The organism is bacterium, from assembly GCA_019695305.1.
GTDB lineage: Bacteria > UBA10199 > UBA10199 > UBA10199 > JAIBAG01 > JAIBAG01.
The window spans coordinates 20,332-41,317 of sequence record JAIBAG010000005.1 but is presented as its reverse complement, the minus strand read 5'-3'; the positions used below and the strand labels follow the sequence as shown (position 1 = coordinate 41,317).

Genomic DNA, 20,986 nt, shown 5'->3' with positions numbered 1-20,986 from the left:
ATTCTTACTTTCCCGTAAAATTAGCTTTTCTCTTTTCAATAAACGCCGCTACACCTTCTTTTTTATCGTCGGTGGAGAATGTTAACGGGAAAGTATTTTCTTCCATCGCCAAACCACTGGCTAAATCTAAATCCGTTCCTTCATTCATCACTTTCTTAGCTAAGCGGATAGCCACTAAACCTTTAGTTAAAATTGTAGATAAGGTGGCTTTAACATCGGCCAATAAAGTTTCAGGAGCGGATACTTTGTTTACAATACCAATATTAAGCCCCTCTTCTGCCGAGATGATTTTAGCGGTGTAAACGAGTTCCTTAGCACGGTTTTTACCGATCAAGCGCGACAAACGCTGAGTACCACCAAAGCCAGGGAAAATTCCCAAGTTAACTTCAGGTAAACCCAATTTAGCGGTGCTTGAGGCATAGATAAAATCGCACGAGAGAGCCAGTTCCAAACCACCACCTAAAGCAAAACCGTTAACAGCAGCAACCACGGGCTTACCGCAGTTTTCGATAGTCTTCATGGTGTCATGACCTAACTTGCCAAATTCTGTTGCTTCAAGAACCGTCATATTCTGCATACTCACAATATCGGCACCAGCCACAAAAGCTTTATCGCCGTTACCGGTTAAGATGATACCTTTTACATTTGAATCACCTTCCAGCTGTTTAAAAGCGTTGCCTAAATCAATAAGTACTTGGCGGTTGATAGCATTAAGCGCCTTGGGACGATTTACCTGAACCGTGGCAATGCCTTCGTTTATTTCTACTAATAAAGTTTCAAAACTCATAAATGTCCTTTCAGAGGGATGATTTATACTGATAAAAACCTCGTCCGGCTTTTACTCCCGTAAAACCGGCTTCGGTTAATTTGGTGAGTAAAGGCGACGGCAAAAACTTGGGATTGGCGGTAGCGGTGAACAAATTTTCCAAACGCTTTTTAACCCTGTCCAAGCCTAATAAATCGGCCAGTTTTAAGGGGCCGATAGGATGGGATAACCCAACACTCACCACCCTGTCAATGCTTTCGGCACTGGTAATTCCCTCGTATAAAACCTGAATAGCCTCGTTAATACCGGCATACACCACACGTTCAAATACAGAACCGGTAAAATCGTGTACATAAATGGTATCCAGTTTTAGCTCTTTTAAAAAATTACCAAAAAGCTGAAGCGTGTTATCGCTGGTTTTAACGGCACGAATCATTTCTACAAGTTTAATTTGATTCTCGTAAATAACCGGAAAAAAACCTAAAGCACGTTCGGGAGAACTAAGACTATGAGCAAGACTTGTAGTGCCAATATCGCTATCGATAAAGGCAAGCGGTGTTGTAGTGACTAGTTCGTTAACAGGCGCATCAGATGATGCCAAAATAAAACTGGCTTCACTCAGGGCTTTCATATCCAGCGACAACTGAATACGCGCCAAACATTCATCTTTAGCCGATAAGCCCTGTATGCTTAAGTTATTACCGTCATCAAATGAATTTTTAAGAGCTGTGATACTTTTTTCGAGTGCGTTTTTATCGGCATCTACCCACAGCACGGAATATCCATGCAAAGCGCAAGCTTTGGCCAAAAGCGTAAGCGCCGGATGAACACCCAAAATGCCGATGAGTTTTTGAGGCATGAAAATGCCTTTCTTTTATACGCGTTCAACAATAAGCGCTACACCTTCGCCACCACCAATACACAAAGATGCCAATCCGCGTTTTGCATTGCGGGCTTTTAAAGCGTATAAAAGCGTTACCAAAATACGGGCACCACTTGCACCAATGGGATGACCAATAGCCACCGCGCCACCGTTCACGTTTACTTTGTCATCTGGAATACCGATTTTTTTGTTGTTCGCTACAGCCACAACCGAAAAGGCTTCGTTCACTTCCCATAAGTCAATATCGGAGGCTTTGAGTTTGGCCTTTTCCAAAGCTTTTTCCATGGCCACAGAGGGAGCCATGGTAAACCATACGGGTTCTATGCTGGCTTGCGCGCTCGCTACAATTTTAGCGAGGGGTTTTAAACCCAATTCATTAGCTTTATCGGCACTCATGAGAACGAGAGCCGCAGCACCGTCGTTGATGCTAGAGGCATTACCGGCAGTAACTGTGCCTTCTTTATCAAAAGCAGGACGCAGCGTAGCTAATTTATCGATACTACCCTTACCCGGTTCTTCATCGCTATCAATCACCACATCACCTTTTTTGGAAGAGATGGTAACAGCAGCAATTTCGTCTTTAAACACACCCTCTTTTACTGCCTTTTGAGCCCGACGGTACGATTCGGCCGCATGAGCATCCTGCATTTCGCGTGTCACATTATATTCTTTAGCGCATTTTTCGGCGCAGTTGCCCATGTGCACATTATTATACGGATCCCACAAACCATCGTGGATCATGGTATCAATCATCTTGCCATGGCCCATGCGCAGGCCGGCTCTGGCTTCGGTTAAAGCATAAGGGGCCTTCGACATACTTTCCATGCCACCAGCCACCACACAATCGGCTTCGCCCGATTTAATAGCCTGAACAGCGAGCATCACGCTTTTTAAACCCGAGCCACACACTTTACCAATGGTTAATGCCGATACTTCTTTAGGAAGGCCGGCACCTAAAATAGCCTGACGAGCCGGCGATTGACCAACAGCACCCGTCAGTACGTTACCCATGATGGCTTCTTCCACAAGTTCGGGTTTAATTCCGGCCCGTTTAACAGCCTCTTTAATAGCAATAGCACCTAGTTGAGGAGCAGTAAGAGACGAAAGAGAACCCATAAAACTGCCAACCGGTGTACGGGCGGCGCCTACAATCACAACATCACGCATAAAACCTCCATTAGTCTAAAATAATAAAATTAAAAATTTGAGAGTGAGATGTAACAAACACAAAGAGGTGTGTCAACGGGAAGTACGGCGAATTTATTTGATGTTTTAAAACGGTTCGCTATATTCTGGTCACATGAAAAAAATCAACCAAAACGGCATGACCATTAAAGAATTAATTATAGTAATAGGGCTTATTGTAGCCATGGTAGGGGTTTCTATTCCCCTCTTCCATTATCTTAAAAGTATTTCACCCAATACGTCTACTTCACTCCCACAACACTCACCAAATATGTAGAAAGCCAAGGCACGTAGGTAATAATCATCAAACAAAAAATAAGTAAAATAAGAAAAGGTATCGCAATACGATACAATTCAAAAATGGGCTTTTTAAAGCGGAAAGACGAGATAAACAGATTAAGCCCCACCGGCGGAGTTAAATAACCAATTTCTAAATTAGTTAAGAAAATAATCCCCAAATGAATGGGATCTACACCATACTTGTAAGCAATGGGTGTGATAATGGGCACCACCACAATGGTAGCCGAGAAAATATCCATTAAACAACCCACCACCAACAAAAATAGATTGAGGCACACCAAAAACATGAATTGAGAACTAATGTATTGGCTTACCCAATTGAAAATTTTAAACGGAACTTGAGCATCTACAATATAACCCGTCATCCCCAAGGCCACACCCAAAATGATGAGAATACCACCCACCAGCACCATCGATTCACGAATAATACGCGGGATGTCGGTAAAAATTTTAAGATCACGATAGATAAAAACATGAACAATAAATACATATAAGGCTGTTACCGAAGCCGCTTCGGAGGCGGTAATAATGCCACCGTAAATGCCCACCAAAATAATAATGGGCAAAGGTATTTCCCAGATTGCTTCTTTAATAGACTTACCCAAATTACTAAATTCAAAGGGAACACGGCGAACACCCGACTTGTGCCCCATGTAAATGCTGTAAGCACCTAACACCATAATCAATAACAGTCCCGGTAAAATACCGGCCAAAAATAATTTGTCGATACTAACAGTGGCTACTAAACCGTATAAAATAATGGGCAAGCTGGGAGGAAAAAGTAAACCCAAGCTACCGCAACTGGTCACTAAACCCATGCTAAACTTATCATCATATTTTTCTTTGAGCAAAATAGGATAGAGCAAACCACCCAAAGCAATTATAGTAACGCCACTGGCACCGGTAAATGCTGTAAAAAATGCACAAGCAAGCAAGGTAACAACAGCCAAACCGCCTGGCATCCAACCTATAATAGCCTGAGTGAGGTTTACCAAGCGTTTAGGAGTAGAACTTTCGGCCATCATGTAACCAGCAAAAGTAAAAAGTGGGATAGTAATGAGTGTGGGCGCTGCTGCCATACGGTAAAACTCAATCATGATCGCCGAGGTATCTATCCCTGCCTGCGAAAATGACAAGAGCGCCACCGCACCAAAAATGATGAATAAGGGAGCCCCTAAAAGGGCCACAACGCTAAATATTATTGTTGAGCTCATTTTATATTGATATTCACGGATATATCGAGTTCGGAATTCTCGAGTTTTTTCAAATCAGCCTTTTTTCCGGTTAAGGCGAATAAACTTTCAACGGTTTTAATAAAAAAACGAAAAGTGATAATAGAAAAGCCAATTGGCATCACGGTTAAAAAATACCAGGTTTTCACTTTACCAAACAAAACGGTATCGGCCATTCTTTCATCCATCATAAATTTGCGAGCCGCCAGAGTCAGTAAAAAGCTCACAATAATACAAAAAACCGACACAAAAAACTCCACCAAAGGCAACCAACGTTTACTAATCACTTTTAACAATGCATCAATACGGATGTGTTTATCTTCCTTTGTAGAAATAGTGGCTCCAAAAAAGCAAAGCACTAAAACCAAATGACGGGCAAAAACATCGCCCCATTCAATGCCGGTATCAAAAAAATTTCGTAAAATTACTTGGGTACTGGCAAAAGCGAGCATGGTGATAAGAATGATATTAAGAAGCGAGGCTTCAATTTTTAAAAGAAGCTTATCAATAAAGAAAAGAGCTTTCATACAATAAAACGAGTGAGGGGCGGATAAACCGCCCCTCTATTCGCTAATTTAAATTATTTAATTAAAGCTAAAACCTGGTTTAGGAGTTCCTGCGAATACAGTTTGCCAACCAGTTTGGCTTGAACTTCTTTGCTGATACCTTCCAATTCGGTTTTAGAAGCTGGATCCAATTGTACAATTTGAATACCGCTAGCCTGTAAAATTTGTTCCGATTGAGCGCTATCAATGTTGGTTTGTGTTGTAAGCTTAGCAGCTTCTTGATCAATTACATTTTTAACAATAGTCTGTTGAGACGGATTTAACTTAGCCCAAGCTGCATTTGAAATAACCAAACCACCACTGCCGTAGCTTAAATCGACTTTGGTCATATATTTTACCTTGGTATGCCATTGAAGAGCAATAGCACCTAAACCAGGACCATAAGCGCCATCAATAAGGCCAGTGGTAAGAGACGATAGCACATCGGGTAAAGCCAAGGGCACAGGAACCACTTTTAACGATTCATACATAGCCTGAGCCAAAGGATCACCTTCCCACATCCACATTTTAACGCCGTTCATGTCGGCTTTTTTGGTAATAGATTTGTTAGAGAAAATTTGGATAAAACCAATACCAGCCCAGCCCATCAGTTTGAAGCCTTTAGCTTCGTAGGCTTTATCAAAATATGGGCGCATAGCCGCGTATACCGAATTTACCTGTGCTTCTGTTTTAAAGAGGAAGGGCAATTCTAAAACACGTACTTCGGGAACAATATCTCCTAAACCCACACCGGTTAAGGCCGCAATATCAAGCTGACCAATACGGATTTTACGGATCACGTCTTTTTCATCACCCTGAACGCTACCGGCAAAAATTTGAATATCCACACAACCTTCAGTTTGAGTATTGATGGCTGTTTTAACATTCATGAGCCCTTTATAAAGAGTGGTTCCTTCGGGAGCTACAGTTGCTAATTTAAGAACGGTTGAAGGCGCAGCACAGGGAGCCGCTTGAACACTGGAAGAGGCTATAAACCCGGCGCTTACAAGTGCCAAAGTTAATAATTTTAATGAAAACGATTTCATACAATCTCCTTATAGATGGGGTTAAAAATATTGATTTTCGTGGGACAAAAGCCAAGCCGCTTTTTGCTTGGCTATTTCGTTGGCAAGCCTTGCTTCGGGAAGCACGGCAGCATCGGTAGATAAAACCTCGTTGAGTAGAGTTTCAAACATGGCTTTATCCTGGTTTTGGACACAGTATGTTTGTGCATACAACACCTGCGTCATCAAAAATTTACGTTTATAAGCCGCTAAGGCTTTTTCAAAAAATTCTTTCGATTTTTGGGGATTACCACCAAACATGGTAGGACGCGATCCAAAAGAGACCCCAAAAAAGAGCAAGGGACCACCATAATAAAAATTTTCGTCAATTTCATAAACACGCTGCATCATGGCTTCGGCACGGGGAAATTCGGCAATGGCCAGCGGCGAATCTTTATTAAGGTTAATGTAACTACCCCAATTTAATGCGGTCCAAAACAAAGGTTCTAGCGACCCTCTTCCCATGCCTTTTAACGCTTTCTTAAAAGAATCCATATCCTTTTTAAGTGTTCCTTCAAAAGCACTATTGCGGGTTAACAATTGCAAGCCATAAGCCTTACCTTTGGCATAAAATTGTTTAGCACGGCTTTCATTTAAAGCTCTTTTGCCTTCATCCACGCTTTTATACTTGAGCATGTTCCATTCTAAAAAACCAAAACCATAGTTGGCATAAGAACGAGAGAGAAGTATGAGATAATTTTTATTGTTGGGATTATCATGCTGGAAAGCTTCCATCATTTTAATCATGGTAAGCCCAGATGTTTCGGCAATATCAACATCCGACTCCATTTCAAAAGCAGGAGCCCCACTTCTCATAATTTGCGACGTGATATCAGACGCGATTTGTTTGGGAGTACAATTAGCAAAAAGATAAACGGATAAAATAAGGATAAAGGCGCTAGCTACCTTTCCTCTAACAAATTGTGGCATTTTTCGCTCCTTCAGACCCCTTATATATAGATAGAACTGCTTTAATGACTTTAGGGATGTAAATTGATTCCCTCTGTGTGTCAATTAAATATTTCTAAATTTTGTCAACAATCTGAAAGACTTGCGTTATTTTTATTGATGCAGTGCGTTAATTTGTCACTGAAGAATTGAGCTTAAAAAAGAGAGAGACTTAAAAGGCTTTCCGGCTGTATATTGCAAAAAATATTCTAACACATGACGAGCCTGAGCCACCTCTTCACTTTTCCAAACCGGAAAAGCTTCACCAGAAAAACCATCCATCATTTTTGTGATTACCTGATATGTAAGAGGATAATCGCTTTTACCACGAAAACAAACCGAGCAAATGACCCCACCTCTATTGGTACTAAAATGATACTGTTGTTCCGGTGTAATTTTACAGGAACATTCCACACATTGCTCTAAACTTGGCTTATAGCCAAACAAAGACAGCATATGATGTTCAAATACGGGAATGGTTTGAGGCAAGAGCGGCAATTCGGTATTAAGATCTTTTAGAAAAGACAAAAACGTAGAATAAACGTGAGGCATTTCTTCTTTTTCTTGCATAAACTCCAAAATAATTTCAGAAAAATAAGAAGCACAGGCAAACTTAAGCACATCTCGCCTTGCTCCCGCAAAACCCCAAGTCATATCGCTCGACTCAAGCCAGTTAAAATCAGCTCCCTTAGGCTTTATCATGAAACGAAAAACGCTAAACAGATCGAGTCCACCCTGAAAACGCTTGGCTGAACCTTTAGCACCCTTAGCCATAGCCGATAGCTTCATCCCCTCTTCGGTAAGAATAGTGACAATCCAATCACTATCTCCATAAGGGATTTTTTTTAACACAATACCGGTAATCTGGTTTGAGTTCATATTTAACTTTTTTGGAAAAAGACGATTAGAACCTTAAAGTAAATAAACAGCACCAAAACATCCAGCACAAAATTAATAAGCGAATGACTAGCAAGACCCGGATCGAGTTTAATTTTAGAAAAAAGATAAGGCAAGGTATTACCCAACACATGCGATACCAACATAGCGGCAAATAAACAAATACCAATAGCTAAGGGCAATAACCCCACCTGATGAAAACGAAAATAGCTGTAAAATGCCATAATGCCAATAGCCACAAGAGCAATAACACTGTTAATGATAGCCTGTCTTAAAAAGGTTTTAAGAATAGACCTTAAATTAAATTGATTGGAGTAAATACTCTGAATCATGATGGTGGCACTTTGCCGTGAAATAATGCCGCCCATACGCAACATCAGCGGGATAAATCCTGCAAAAATACCCATGGCAGGTAAAAAACTGTAATAATGATTAATAATTTCAGAATTAACAATGGCCCCCAGTAAAAAAATAACAAACCACGGGATTTTATGCGTTAAACTTTTTATCAAGCCCTGCTCGTTTAAATCTTCCGATTCTACAATACCCATTTTAAGGGCTGTTTCTTTAGCCTCCTCATGAATAACATCAATCACGTCATCAACAGTAATCACACCAACCAAAGTATTATTTTCTTCTACTACCGGAATGGCTACCAAATTATACTGTGCCACTATACGCGCCACTACATCCTGAGATTCTTGAGTACCAACCCTAATCACATCACGAATCATGATATCTTTTAACTGTTTGTCGGGAGAATTTTGAAAAAGCTGCCGAATAGAAATAACGCCGGTAAGCTGATCTACACTATTAACCACATAAATATAAAAAAATGTGGCTACCTGTGAAATATTTTGCAAACTCAAAATGGCTTCTTTAACCGATATTGTTTCGGCCAATTTAAAAACCTCGGTAGACATAAGTCCGCCCGCGGTAGATTCTTGATATTGCAACAAGCCGGTTACATCCTGTGATTGTTCGGTTTGAAAATGACTTAAAAGTTCATCTGCCATTTCCTGGGGCAATTTCCCCACCAAATCGGTTAAATCGTCGGAGGGTAACTTTTGTAAAATTTCAGAAAGCCAGGCAAAGTTATTGTTACGTTCCAAATATTCTTTTAAAAAATCACCTTCTAATTCGGAAAACATTTCGGGCAATTTTGAATAATCGTGAATAAGACCAATAATCACGTCTTGGTCGTGAACTGTAAATTTTTGAATAACATCGGCTAAATCTGCAGGATGCAGGCGAAAAAGAAGCTTTTTTAAATTATCGGTAGCATGATGGCGCAACAGCCTAAAGGCCGTATCGTAAATACCCTGAATAGTTTGACGAGCCATAGTCGGACTCAAACCAGCCGGACAAGTCCGACGCGTTTGAGTTATCAGAAACTTAAATCTTCAAAATGACTTAAAGCCCTAAATTCGGCATAGCGGTTTTTTAAATCGGCTTCGGAAAGATTTTTAATTCTTTCACAGCTAAAAGCTTCCACATTCAGTGAAGCCATCACGCTACCGGCAATTAAACCTTGCTTTAAGTTTTTTAAATTCACTTCACCAGCACGCGATAAATAACCCATCAGGCCGCCAGCAAAACTATCACCCGCACCCGTTGGATCCATAACCGTTTCTAAAGGTAATCCGGGGGCCGAGAATACATGATTATCGTGAAACAGCAAAGCTCCGTACTCTCCCTGTTTAATCACCACGGTTTTAGGACCCATCTTAATGATAGCTTTGGCTGCTTTCATTAAATTAGCTTCACCGGAAAGTAATCGAGCTTCGCCTTCGTTGATGGTAACCATATCCACCATCTTAAATGTTTTTAAGAGAGAATCTTTTTTGCCTTCAATCCAAAAATTCATAGTATCGCAGGCAATTAGTTTGGGACGCGGCATTTGCTCAATCACCTGACGTTGAATATCGGGATCGACATTGGCCAAAAATAAAAAATCGTTCTTTTTTTGTGCGTCGGTCAGTTTTGGTGAAAACTCAAGCAGCACATTGAGTTCGGTTTTAAGAGTTTGGGCATTGTTTAAATCGTAGTCATATTTACCTGTCCAGCGAAAGGTTTTACCTTCATGACGGTGAATACCATCTATATTAATGTTACGGCTTTTTAAAAAATCGAGATGTTTTTGAGGAAAATCTTGCCCCACAATGGCAACAATTGAAACAGGCGTGTAGTAAGAAGAAGAAACTGCAAAGTGCATGGCCGAACCACCCAGCCCTTCATCTATTTTACCAAAAGGTGTTGAAACAGTATCCAGGGCTACGGTTCCCACCACTAAAATACTCATAGGTATCTCCCAATTAAAAGTTTTAAACGTTGTTTAGCCACCGGGCTTATTTTTTTCTTATCTGTTAATATGGCATGAGCCACTGCACTGCGGCACGAACACGAGGACAAGCCTGAATAATTTTTAACCGCTGTTTTAATAATACTTTGTGCGGCTTCAATATTTTGATGCAAAATAGCCAAAATTTGATCGGTGGTCACCGGCTCTTCCGATTCATGCCAGCAATCATAATCGGTTGATAGCGCAAGAGTGGCGTAGCAAATTTCGGCTTCACGGGCGAGTTTAGCCTCTTGTAAATTGGTCATTCCAATCACCGAAGCATTAAGACTACGATACCAATGAGACTCGGCACGTGTGGAAAACATGGGGCCTTCCATGCACACATATGTCCCCTTATCGTGCGTCACTAACCCGCAAGAACGAGATGATGTAATTAAATTTTCTCTCACATGAGAGCATACCGGATCGGCAAAACTAACATGCGCTACAATTCCCTTTTCGTAAAATGTAGACGGTCGCAAACGGGTACGATCAATAAATTGATCGATCACCACCATATGTCCCGGTTTAATTTCTTCTTTAAGGGATCCTACAGCGGATACCGAAAAAATACTGGTAACACCCAGTTTTTTCATCCCCCAGATGTTAGCCTTAAAATTAATTTCGGAAGGATTAATACGATGCCCCACTCCGTGACGTGGCAAAAACACTACGCTCTTCCCTTCAAGAGTTCCGCACATGAAGGAATCGGATGGTTTTCCAAACGGTGTTTTTAAATTTACTTTTTTGGTAAGCTTAAAATCTTTCATGGCATAAAGGCCACTGCCGCCAATAATGCCAATAGTTTCTTTTTGAGGTGCCATAAGAAAACAGTTTTTAACAAACGCTGTACAAATTGCAATCGCAAAACAAGAACCGTACAAACAACATTTTCTTGATACACTTGGAATAACATGTAAGAGTAATTTTTATGCGTAAAATTGGAAGCGTTAGAAGTTTAGAAATGGCCCATACTTTTAGCGATTACCTGGCCTCTCTTGATATTGAAAACCAGGTGCGTACCGAAGAAAGTTTTTTTGAAATATGGGTTTTAAATGACAGTCAATTAGACCTAGCCACAAGCGAGTTAAACCAGTATATTTTTAATCCCTTTGATGAAAAATATTTAAAGAGCAAGGGTGCAGCACGAGCCCTTGAAAAAACTCAAGCTAAAGAGCAACGCCAATACGAAAAAGAAGTAAAAGATTTACGCCGTTCTCTTGCTGTTTCTAACCGTTCATGGGGGCCTATCACTATAACTTTTATAGGTATTTCTGTTTTAGTAGCTCTGGTCAGTCAATTAGGGCGTAATACCGATCCGGTTTCTTTTTTATACATCACCAATTTTGAAAAGGCCGGTCGCTATATTAGTTACTCCACACAGCTATCTCAATACCTTGGTTTTGATTTTTATCGCCTCTTTACACCCATTTTTTTACATTTTGGCATTTTACACCTGGTATTTAACATGATGTGGCTTAAAGATTTGGGCAGTATTATTGAAAAGCATCATGGCTCTCTCTATTATATTATTCTGATGCTGGTGATTGCCGGCGCTTCTAACCTGGCCCAGTTTTTAGTGAGTGGTCCCTCCTTTGGGGGGATGTCGGGTGTGGTCTATGGTTTATTGGGCTTTTTATGGATTCGCGGTAAATGCGACCCCTACTATCATATTATTTTAAATAAACAGGTTGTGGTGATGATGATTGTTTGGTTTTTTGTTTGCCTTACAGGTCTTTTAGGGCCTGTAGCCAATACAGTGCATGGTGTTGGTCTAGCAATGGGAATGTTGTGGGGCTATTTAAGTTCGGGCCAAATCATCAAACGCCACAAGTAGAGTCTCATCCATAGTCTCAAAATCGGACTCTCCAGTCTCATCATCGGACTCTTTCCTTATTTTCTCCACTCTTCACAATAAGTCATAAAATCATAAGCTCTTGTTTTTTCATCTTTTTCTATCCACCATCCACTATCCACCATCCACCTCTTCTGTTGGCACTCCCCTTGCTTTAACAAGGTATCATGATGTCACTGACCGAAAAATCAACCCTGATACGCCAAGGTATTATCAGCCGGTTTTCAAGCTTTACGCATCTTTTTTTAATTGGCGGGCTCTCGTTTGTGGTTGTGATGCTCATCTATCCTCTTCATTCATGGATGCTCGATGTTTTGTTGGCTATTAACATTATGGCAACCTTAACATTATTATTTGTAGCTTTATCGGTGGGAAATCCAATGAAGCTCTCCACTTTTCCTTCGCTTCTTTTGGTTGCCACTCTTTTTAGAATGGCACTTAATGTATCGTCCACACGTCTCATCCTTACTACTGGTGAAGCCGGACATATTATTCACACTTTTGGCGAAATGGTAACAGGCGGCAATTTAGCTGTAGGTTTTGTAATTTTTGTAGTTCTCACCATCATTCAATTTATTGTGATAGCCAAAGGCGCCGAACGCGTTTCGGAAGTAGCCGCCCGATTTACCTTAGATGCCCTACCCGGCAAGCAGATGAGCATTGATGCCGATTTACGAGCCGGCCTTCTTACAAGCGAAGAAGCAAAAACAGCGCGTGATAATTTACACCGCGAATCTAAACTTTACGGCTCTATGGACGGCGCCATGAAATTTGTAAAAGGCGATGCTATTGCCGGTATTCTTATTGTGTTTGTCAACATACTGGGCGGCTTTGCCGTAGGCGTTTTATCAAATGGATTAAGCTTAAGTAAGGCTTTGAGCTTGTATACCATACTCACCATTGGTGATGGTTTAGTCACACAAATTCCAGCCCTCATCATGACCATCACGGCAGGCTTTGTAGTCACACGTGTTGCCGATGAAAAAAATACACGTTCGCTTGGAGCCGATATTGGCCGCGAAATTTTAGAAAAACCCAAAACACTCATTGGAGCCTCGGGTTTATCGTTAGTAATGTCATGTTTACCAGGATTTCCTTTTCTTCCTTTTGCCTTCATTGCAGCCCTCTTATCCGGCGCCGGGTTACTCATCCTGTACATAGCCCATAAAAAAATACAGGAGCCCATGCCCATTGAGTCGCATCTGGAATTAACAGATGATCAGTCTATAGCCCCGGCGCCGGCATCTGCTTTTAGCGTGATGGTAAGCCCCTACCTGTTTAATTTATTCTCAAAGGAAGATCGCTGGAAAAATTTGTTTGGTCATATGCTGCCTAAAATGCGCCGCTATCTTGGACAATACATGGGTATTCATTTCCCCGAAGTGCGCCTCATCGCTTCCCCCCAAGCGATGGGGATGCACCACTACAGTCTTCTGGTGTACGGAGAGGAAGTTGATCAAGGCACCTTGTATCCCGATTCGTGTTTGGTTGCCGGTAACACCGAAGGCTCTTCCGAAATGAACACCACACACGGTTCACGCTTTGGGTTATGGGATTTAAATAAAATTGAATGGCTTAAAAACCAGGGCTTTAATGCTTTAAAACCGGAAGAAATGCTCCTGCGCCATATTGCCAAAACACTTAAAATACACGCAGCCGAATTTGTAGGCATTCAAGAAGTACGTCACATGCTAGATATGACCGAAGCGCATTATCCTGAGCTGGTAAAGGAAGTATTCCCTCGTTATATCTCGCTGCAAAAACTAACCGAGGTTGTAAAACGCCTGGTAGAAGAAGGTATTCCGGTTAAAGATATGCGCCGCATTTTAGAAACCATTGCAGTAAGCCAACCCGACATGAAAGATCCCGTAACGTTAACCGAGCAAGTTCGTATTGGTCTATCGCGTACCATTACCCAAATGCATGCCAACGGACGCGAAATCCATGCCGTGCTTTTAGATAAAAATGTTGAAGAAGAAATACAATCGGGCATTCAAAAAAATGGCAGCGAAAATTATTTGGTATTAGACCCTGCCAACATTGAATCTATTATCAAGCAAGTGTCGGAAGGTTTCGACCGCATAACCCCAGAAATCAACAAAAAGTTTGTCATTTTAACCCAGCTTGAAATTAGGCGACACGTTAAAAAATTATTGGATGCTTATTTCCCAAACATTACCGTGTTGTCGTTTCAAGAACTAGACCCACGCTTTGCCATTTGCCAAGTGGGGGTTGTTTAAAAAAATGGAATCGGAAGAAAAGGCATTAAAGATGATACATGAATCTCAAATAGAATTTGAAAACCATCCATTTTGGAAAAAAGCGGGTGTAACTCCAAAGGCGCTTTTTGAAGCAACCCGTGAGTATGTGGCCAAAAATTTTAATATGCAGGATGAAACTTTTAAAAAGAAATACGAAAAAATGAAAGACGATTTAAAAACACGGTCGGTTGAAAAAAGCCGGCACTACATGGACGGTCATAAAAGTTTAAAAATGATGGCCGGACTGAGGGTATAACTATGTACACACAAAACATTAATATTGGTGTTAGCAGAACATCTGGCACATCTTCTACTTCTCTTAAATCGGATCATGACTTGGAGGTGTCGGTAGCTACAGGATTAATAGACGACATCAACACGCAACTTACTCAAATGAGTCAAGATTTACAAAGTAGCCTTGAGCAAAAACAGGCTCTGGATGAAAAAACAAATTATTTAGGCACCATTTCAACCCACACCCCACAAACCATCGATAATGTTTTGTATTTAACAATAAGCGCCGAGGAAAAAGAAAAATTAAAAGAGCTGGGTTTAAAAGAAGAGAATTTTAAAGAAGTTGACGGGCAACTCTATGTCACCCCCGAATCCGTTAATGCCTTATCCGAAAATTTTAAAACACAAAAACAAAATTTAAACTCCATGGACGAACTAAGCATGCTTAAAGTGCAGTCGCTCATGGACCAACGTAAAAACATGATGATGTTATTATCCAACATGATGGCCTCAAACAATGAAACATTGTCGGCTATCGTGAGGAACATCAAAAACTAGCCACCCTGTGGTTAAGGAGAAACTATGACCAGCAATATCAGCAGCGCCACCGCTAACTTATCGGCAATAAATATAAATAGCTCATCTTTCTCGGGAGTTGATTCCCTCATTTATATACAGCTTCTTTTAGTCCAGGACTATGATGCTCAACTAAAAAGCATGGGAAAGGAAATAAAAAATATAACCACTCTTAAAGGCGCATACCGCAAAGACATTGAGCAGTTACAGTCTCTTTTGGGAAGAGAAAACGTCGGCGATAAGGATAATCCTAAAGTTAAAGTATCAGGGGACGAATATAATTTTTTAGTAAATAAAAATCCTGATTATAGAATTAATAGTGAAGGGAAACTCACTGATGACTATCGGCATCTAACTAAAGATAAGAGCGATGATTTACAAAAAGATAAGCTAATGGAAAAATCTGCAAAATCGGATATCAAATATGTTCAAATAAAAGACAAAAAAACAGGGAAAATGAAAAATTCAAGTACTATCGAAAGTTGTAGTGTCCTTAAAAAGGATATCGAAACCAAAATTGAAACCTTAAAGCAAAAAATGGAAGGTCTAAATGAACAAAGCGAAATAAGCTCATTAAGCCTTCAGTCAATTACAAGTCAACGTAAAATCGCTCTCGATTCGGTAAGTAATCTCATCAATAAACAGGATGAAGGTCTATCCAACATCGTGCGAAATATCAAAGGATAATTATGACAAGTATTAACCCCACGGGCAATTTGGACATGGAAAGCATGCTCAATAACCTGGCCGCTGATTTTGGCAAGGGAGATATTGAGGACAAAAAAGCCAGTAAGGCCCAAATTTCCTCACAAGCACATAAAATACGCGATAAGCGGGCCGATTACATTGATAACTTAAAAAGACAAATGCACCATGCAGTGGGTGGTGGATGTTTTAAATTTTTAAGAGTAGTCACCAAAGTTTTTGACTTTCTCTTAAAACCGCTCTCAGCCGTTACTATGGGACAATTTAAAATTGAGCTTACCAAAACATTGGACATGCTTAAGGATGCTAAAAATCAACAGGCGCTTTTGGGGCTCAAGGTAAAAAGTCAGGAAATACTTAAAGTCATCGACTCACTAAAAAAAATGATGTCCGATGACACATCACACTTACAACAATTAGACGAGCATACAAACAAGGAAAGCCAACGCATTATGGAAATATTAAATGAAATTGAACAGTCTTTTTCGACTTTGAATAAAATCTAGCTTACACAAGAAAAAATGAGCCCAAATACCAGTCTAACGACTGCTTAAAGGCTCTATAAGGAGAAATTTATGAATATTCCATCTACAACCAGCGGTAATGTTGATTTAGTTACTCTCTTAGGGGAGGCCGACCAGGCCATGGGTGACATCAAAAAAGATAATCAACTGATGAAAAAAATTCAATGTGATAAACGCATGGTAGAGCTTGATAAAAACATTGCTTTCCTAAAAAAACAACAGGATCAAATTGGTAAAGGCGGCTTTTTTAATTTCTTTGTTGGGATGTTTGCCAATATAGTAAGTGGTGTTTTAGGAGCGTTAAGTATTATTTTTCCAGCTGCAGCTCCCGCACTCACTATTGCCAATAAATTTGTACAAGGGCTCTGTCAGGGCCTTATGTCAATTAACCCTCATAACAAAAAAGCTGGTGATTATGGCGTCAAAGCTCAAGAAGCATCTAAAAAAGCGGAAGCAGAAAATTATAAAGTGTCAATTGCAGATGAACACCTAAACAGTGCTCAAGAATCACGCCGTCTTATTCGTCAACGCATGGAAGAAGCGATTCGCAATTTACAACAAGGCGCAAGCGCTACCACCAAAGTTTAAAATTTTGCCGCAATAGGAAAGCGCCGCCCTACTCCAAACGCTTTAGAAGTTACTTTTAAACCAGGGGCCGCCTGGCGACGTTTGTATTCGTTAAGTTTAATAAGGCGGATGATTCTTTTGACTGTTACAGCATCATGGCCTTCGGCAATAATTTCTTCTTCACTTTTTAAATCTTCCACATAAGATCGCATGATTTTATCGAGCACCTCATAGGGCGGCAAACTATCCTGATCCCGCTGATTAGGACGCAGCTCAGCTGATGGCTCTTTATCAATAATGGTTTGGGGAATAATTTCCTTTTTACGATTAATATACCGACACAAATCGTAAACCAAAGTTTTGGGAACATCCGAAATAACCGCTAACCCACCAGCCATGTCACCATAAAGCGTGCAATACCCAGTAGCCACTTCCGATTTGTTACCGGTGGTCAGAACCAGGTGCCCCAACTTATTAGAAACCGCCATCAACAAGTTACCGCGTATACGGGCCTGAATATTTTCTTCAGTGGTATCCGGCTTTTTACCTCTAAACATTGTTTTAAAACTTTTTTCGTAGGCTTTATGCTGGCCATCAATAGGCAACAGTTTTGTTTTTATACCCAAATTTTTGGCTAATTTTTTAGAATCGGCCACACTCCCCTTGCTGGAATAGCGGGATGGCATCATAAGCCCCAACACATGATCTTTTCCTAAAGCTTTAGCAGCAAGGGTGGCAACAAGAGCCGAATCGATCCCGCCCGATAAACCCAAGGCAACTTTTTTAAAGCCACATTTTTTTACATAATCTTTCAAACCTAGAATTAAGGCCTGTTCCAATGAATTCAATTCATCGTCTACTAATTCTACTTTTTGAAGATGATCAAGGTCGATAACTTGTGTATCTTCTTTAAAAAATGGGGATTGATGACACAAATCGCCTTGAGCATTGTAAATCATCGATCCGCCATCAAAAACAAGTTCATCGTTACCGCCCACCTGATTCACATAAATGCTTTTAAGAAAATATTTGGATGATAATTGAGACAAAATTTTTCGCCGTTCCTTAATCTTGCCACAGCTATAAGGAGACGCCGAAATATTGATAAGCACCTGAGCGCCGGCAGTTTTAAGTTCACTTACAGGATCAACCGAATACAAACCACCTCTCCAGATATCTTCACAAATACTGAGGCCAAAATGATAGCCTTGATACGCCACCACCACCGCCTCTTGGCCCGGTTCAAAATAACGGTTCTCATCGAACACATCATACATAGGCAATAAGCGTTTTCTCGCCACCTCCCGAATCGTTCCGTCCTGACACCAGAAAGCGGCATTATATAAGGGCAAACCTTCAACGTTCTTATTAACTACAATCCCCCCCAAAACACAGGCAATACCCTGAGTGTAGGGCAAAATATTTTTCAGCGCTTCTTCGTGCTGGGCCATAAAGTAAGGCAAATAAAGCAAATCGCGTGGCGGATAGCCCGTTAACACCATCTCCTGAAAAATCGCGAGCTTGGCGCCCTCTTTTTGGGCTTTTTCAAGCGAGCGGATGACTTTTTGAGTATTCCCAGCAATATCTCCTACCAGGGTATTGAGCTGTATGAGGGCAATTTTCATAAAATCCCTTGACGGGAGGGGGTATATTTAATTAAAAGATAATATATATCAATAAGTTATTTTACCTTTTTCTTTGGAGAATTTATGGCAAGAGTTACTGTAGAAGATTGTTTAGAACATGTTGAAAACCGCTTTGTGTTAGTTCATGTGGCTTCCCGCCGCGTGCGTCAGCTTGAAAAAGGCGCTTACCGCATGATTGGCAGCAAAAACAAAAACATCGTTGAATCGCTCCGAGAAATTGCTTTTGGCAAAGTGCGTCGCTTAGAAGCAAGCGCCACAGAAGAAGAAGCGACTGAAGAATAAATTTACAAATTTAAGTGAGTTTTAATGGTGCTGATTTCGGTCTGGAAATAGTTATCCCTGTTTATAAGATGCAATTTAATATCCTTTACTTCGTTTACTAAAATATTAAGTAATTGATGCATGCCCTGCAACTGCAGGTTATTTCCTTCCCACCGTTCTTGATTTAGATCCCAGCGTTGCTGATTTTCAGTCCATTGTTTTTGATTTTCATCCCAGCGTCTATTATTTTCATCCCAGCGTTTTTCATTCTGAATCAGTAACTTGCCATGTAAATCCAAAGTAAACTCAATGGAATCAAAGCGTTTTTCATGCATTTTTAAAATCAGCTTGATATCTTCTATGTCCTGATCATGTTTCTGTCTAAATTCATCAATTTTTTTCTGATATCTTTCATCCGTCGATTGAACATATTCCACCACAAATTTAAGCTTAGAATTCATTTCTTCTAGTAAAACAGCATTATAATGCTCTATCTTTTCAAGATCTTTTTTTACCATATCGTCACCATAAACAATGAGTTTGTAAAAGTCAAAAAAACAAAAAATTATAGATACTGCCTATCCAAACAACGATATTGTACCGCTTCCAAGAGATGGGCCGTTTGAATATCATCTACCCTTTCCATATCAGCCAAGGTTTTAGCCACGCGTAAAATTCTATCAAACGCCCGTCCCGATAATTGAAATTTTTCCATGATGCCTTTCATAATTTGCTGACATTCGTTATTGAGCTTTCCGTATTTTTTTAAATGCTTCGCCGTCATTTGAGCATTCACCAAAACTTTTTCATTTTTATAGCGCTCTTTTTGTATGGCTCTCACTTGATTAACTCTTTCGCGAATTTCAAGCGAGGTCTCCCGCTTTTCATCACGCTTGACCATGTCGTTAAATGAAACCGGCGGAACTTCAATTTGAATATCGATACGATCTAAAAGAGGACCTGATAACTTGGTTTTGTATTTATGTAAGCTTGATGTGGTACAACGGCAAGCGGTACGCGGATGCCCATAGTAACCACACGGACATGGGTTCATGGCGGCCACCAACATAAAGCGGGCCGGATAAGTAAGACTTGTGGCCGCACGCGAAATAGTAACGCTAGACGATTCGAGCGGTTGACGCAAAAGTTCCAAAACATTCTTTTTAAACTCGGGTAATTCATCCAAAAACAAAACACCATTGTGCGCCAAACTTACTTCGCCTGGCCTTGGATACCCTCCTCCTCCCACCAAGCCTGCATCGGATATACTATGATGCGGGGACCTGAACGGACGCTCGCTCATAAGCGATTGTTCTTTTAAGAGTGAAACAACCGAATAAACGCGGCTGGTCTCAAGAGATTCTTCAAAAGTTAGTGGCGGTAAAATACTGGGTAGTCGCGAAGCCAGCATCGTTTTTCCCGATCCAGGCGGTCCTAAAAATAAGATATTGTGTCCACCACTGGCGGCTACCTCCAGCGCCCGTTTGGCTTGATACTGCCCACAAATATCTTCAAAATCCGTTCCGGGCGTGGGTGCTGCATGTAAACTATTAAATTCAGTTTTTGGTTCGGGAGCTAAGTGTAAACGTCCCTCAATAAATTCTACCGCTTCACTTAAATGTTTAACGCCATAAACCGGTACCTTTCCCACCATGGCTGCTTCCGGCGCATTCACCTTTGGTAAAATAATTCCGGTATATAAATGAGGACTGGCCATCATCGCCATTGGGAGCGCTCCTTTTATAGGACGCAAGTCACCATTAAGCGATAACTCGCCCAAACAAAGAAAACGGGATAAATCAGGATTGGTTATCAGACTTGACGACGCCAGTAAGCCCAAAGCAATTGGTAAATCCAGCGCTGTCCCTTCCTTCCGCACATCGGCGGGAGCCAGGTTAATGGTTATTTTCCGCTGGGCAAAATCGTATCCGCTATTTTTAATAGCCGATATAACCCGTTCTTTACTTTCCTTCACTTCGCTTTCGGGAAGTCCCACCGTATGCCATTGAGGCATGCCCTGCATGGCAATATCTACTTCCACGTCTAATGGATAAGCTTCTATCCCAACAAGTCCTGCTGATGAAACCTTGGATAACATGCCGAGGTATTATTCAAAATTAGTGCCAAAAGACAGTGAAGGGTGAAGAGTGAAAGGTGAAGAGTAAAAACAAGAAAAATCAAAGATTTATAAAAACT

Annotated in this window: 23 protein-coding genes; 9 read left to right on the top strand and 14 right to left on the bottom strand. The window is 40.7% G+C overall.

Annotated elements, in window-relative coordinates; translation table 11 throughout:
- Positions 1-4: 4 nt before the first annotated feature.
- From K1X76_03860 to K1X76_03850, 3 genes are read right to left on the bottom strand one after another with little or no spacing between them, the layout of a single operon-like run.
- Positions 5-787: an enoyl-CoA hydratase/isomerase family protein gene (locus tag K1X76_03860; GenBank protein MBX7148196.1), complete on the bottom strand. Its 783-nt coding sequence runs from the start codon at positions 785-787 to the stop codon at positions 5-7.
- A 10-nt stretch (positions 788-797) separates the two neighbouring features.
- On the bottom strand, positions 798-1,625 hold the full coding sequence (locus K1X76_03855) for a hypothetical protein (protein MBX7148195.1): 828 nt from the start codon (positions 1,623-1,625) through the stop codon (positions 798-800).
- Between the two features lie 15 nt (positions 1,626-1,640).
- Entirely contained in the window at positions 1,641-2,816 is a 1,176-nt protein-coding gene (locus tag K1X76_03850; GenBank protein MBX7148194.1) for an acetyl-CoA C-acetyltransferase, read from the bottom strand.
- 133 nt (positions 2,817-2,949) lie between these two features.
- Here K1X76_03850 and K1X76_03845 point away from each other — a divergent pair, with 133 nt between their 5' ends.
- Entirely contained in the window at positions 2,950-3,111 is a 162-nt protein-coding gene (locus K1X76_03845) for a hypothetical protein (GenBank protein ID MBX7148193.1), read from the top strand.
- Here the strand turns inward: K1X76_03845 and K1X76_03840 are convergent.
- The 8 genes from K1X76_03840 to mtnP form a co-directional block, all read right to left on the bottom strand.
- Positions 3,077-4,348: a TRAP transporter large permease subunit gene (locus K1X76_03840; GenBank protein ID MBX7148192.1), complete on the bottom strand. Its 1,272-nt coding sequence runs from the start codon at positions 4,346-4,348 to the stop codon at positions 3,077-3,079. The genes K1X76_03845 and K1X76_03840 overlap by 35 nt on opposite strands.
- Complete coding sequence (locus tag K1X76_03835; GenBank protein ID MBX7148191.1) at positions 4,345-4,893, bottom strand: TRAP transporter small permease; 549 nt, start codon at positions 4,891-4,893, stop codon at positions 4,345-4,347. Before K1X76_03835 ends, K1X76_03840 begins: the two co-directional genes overlap by 4 nt.
- Before the next feature lie 53 nt (positions 4,894-4,946).
- Entirely contained in the window at positions 4,947-5,957 is a 1,011-nt protein-coding gene (dctP, locus tag K1X76_03830) for a TRAP transporter substrate-binding protein DctP (protein ID MBX7148190.1), read from the bottom strand.
- Between the two features lie 21 nt (positions 5,958-5,978).
- On the bottom strand, positions 5,979-6,905 hold the full coding sequence (locus tag K1X76_03825) for a TRAP transporter TatT component family protein (GenBank protein MBX7148189.1): 927 nt from the start codon (positions 6,903-6,905) through the stop codon (positions 5,979-5,981).
- Between the two features lie 156 nt (positions 6,906-7,061).
- Complete coding sequence (gene recO / locus K1X76_03820) at positions 7,062-7,802, bottom strand: DNA repair protein RecO (GenBank protein MBX7148188.1); 741 nt, start codon at positions 7,800-7,802, stop codon at positions 7,062-7,064.
- A 2-nt stretch (positions 7,803-7,804) separates the two neighbouring features.
- Positions 7,805-9,163 (bottom strand): magnesium transporter, encoded by a 1,359-nt coding sequence (gene mgtE, locus K1X76_03815; GenBank protein MBX7148187.1) that lies wholly within the window; start codon positions 9,161-9,163, stop codon positions 7,805-7,807.
- 44 nt (positions 9,164-9,207) lie between these two features.
- Positions 9,208-10,122, bottom strand: a complete 915-nt coding sequence (locus K1X76_03810; protein MBX7148186.1) for a sugar kinase — start codon at positions 10,120-10,122, stop codon at positions 9,208-9,210.
- A complete protein-coding gene (mtnP, locus tag K1X76_03805; GenBank protein MBX7148185.1) occupies positions 10,119-10,985 on the bottom strand; it encodes an S-methyl-5'-thioadenosine phosphorylase in 867 nt (288 codons plus the stop codon). The genes K1X76_03810 and mtnP overlap by 4 nt, the downstream gene beginning before the upstream one ends.
- A gap of 107 nt (positions 10,986-11,092) precedes the next feature.
- Between mtnP and K1X76_03800 the strand changes: the two genes are divergently transcribed.
- The 7 genes from K1X76_03800 (at position 11,093) to K1X76_03770 (ending at position 16,904) form a co-directional block, all read left to right on the top strand.
- Positions 11,093-11,998 (top strand): rhomboid family intramembrane serine protease, encoded by a 906-nt coding sequence (locus tag K1X76_03800; GenBank protein MBX7148184.1) that lies wholly within the window; start codon positions 11,093-11,095, stop codon positions 11,996-11,998.
- 185 nt (positions 11,999-12,183) lie between these two features.
- Positions 12,184-14,256, top strand: a complete 2,073-nt coding sequence (gene sctV / locus K1X76_03795) for a type III secretion system export apparatus subunit SctV (GenBank protein MBX7148183.1) — start codon at positions 12,184-12,186, stop codon at positions 14,254-14,256.
- A gap of 4 nt (positions 14,257-14,260) precedes the next feature.
- Entirely contained in the window at positions 14,261-14,533 is a 273-nt protein-coding gene (locus K1X76_03790) for a hypothetical protein (GenBank protein ID MBX7148182.1), read from the top strand.
- 2 nt (positions 14,534-14,535) lie between these two features.
- Positions 14,536-15,069 (top strand): hypothetical protein, encoded by a 534-nt coding sequence (locus tag K1X76_03785; protein ID MBX7148181.1) that lies wholly within the window; start codon positions 14,536-14,538, stop codon positions 15,067-15,069.
- Positions 15,070-15,093: 24 nt separating this feature from the next.
- A complete protein-coding gene (locus K1X76_03780; protein MBX7148180.1) occupies positions 15,094-15,774 on the top strand; it encodes a hypothetical protein in 681 nt (226 codons plus the stop codon).
- Between the two features lie 2 nt (positions 15,775-15,776).
- Positions 15,777-16,298 carry a hypothetical protein gene (locus tag K1X76_03775; protein ID MBX7148179.1) on the top strand — a complete coding sequence of 174 codons (522 nt, stop codon included), beginning with the start codon at positions 15,777-15,779 and terminating at the stop codon, positions 16,296-16,298.
- Positions 16,299-16,436: 138 nt separating this feature from the next.
- On the top strand, positions 16,437-16,904 hold the full coding sequence (locus tag K1X76_03770; protein MBX7148178.1) for a hypothetical protein: 468 nt from the start codon (positions 16,437-16,439) through the stop codon (positions 16,902-16,904).
- On the opposite strand, the gene K1X76_03765 is transcribed toward K1X76_03770, so the two are convergent.
- Complete coding sequence (locus K1X76_03765; GenBank protein MBX7148177.1) at positions 16,901-18,508, bottom strand: NAD+ synthase; 1,608 nt, start codon at positions 18,506-18,508, stop codon at positions 16,901-16,903. The two genes, K1X76_03770 and K1X76_03765, sit on opposite strands and share 4 nt — an antisense overlap.
- Positions 18,509-18,592: 84 nt before the next feature.
- Between K1X76_03765 and rpoZ the strand changes: the two genes are divergently transcribed.
- Positions 18,593-18,811, top strand: coding sequence for a DNA-directed RNA polymerase subunit omega (gene rpoZ, locus K1X76_03760; protein MBX7148176.1), 219 nt, complete (start codon positions 18,593-18,595; stop codon positions 18,809-18,811).
- Between the two features lie 2 nt (positions 18,812-18,813).
- Here the strand turns inward: rpoZ and K1X76_03755 are convergent, their stop codons facing one another.
- The gene (locus K1X76_03755) at positions 18,814-19,308 is read right to left on the bottom strand and encodes a hypothetical protein (protein ID MBX7148175.1); all 495 of its coding nucleotides are present in this window, start codon (positions 19,306-19,308) and stop codon (positions 18,814-18,816) included.
- 47 nt (positions 19,309-19,355) lie between these two features.
- A complete protein-coding gene (locus tag K1X76_03750) occupies positions 19,356-20,888 on the bottom strand; it encodes a YifB family Mg chelatase-like AAA ATPase (GenBank protein ID MBX7148174.1) in 1,533 nt (510 codons plus the stop codon).
- Positions 20,889-20,986: the final 98 nt, after the last annotated feature.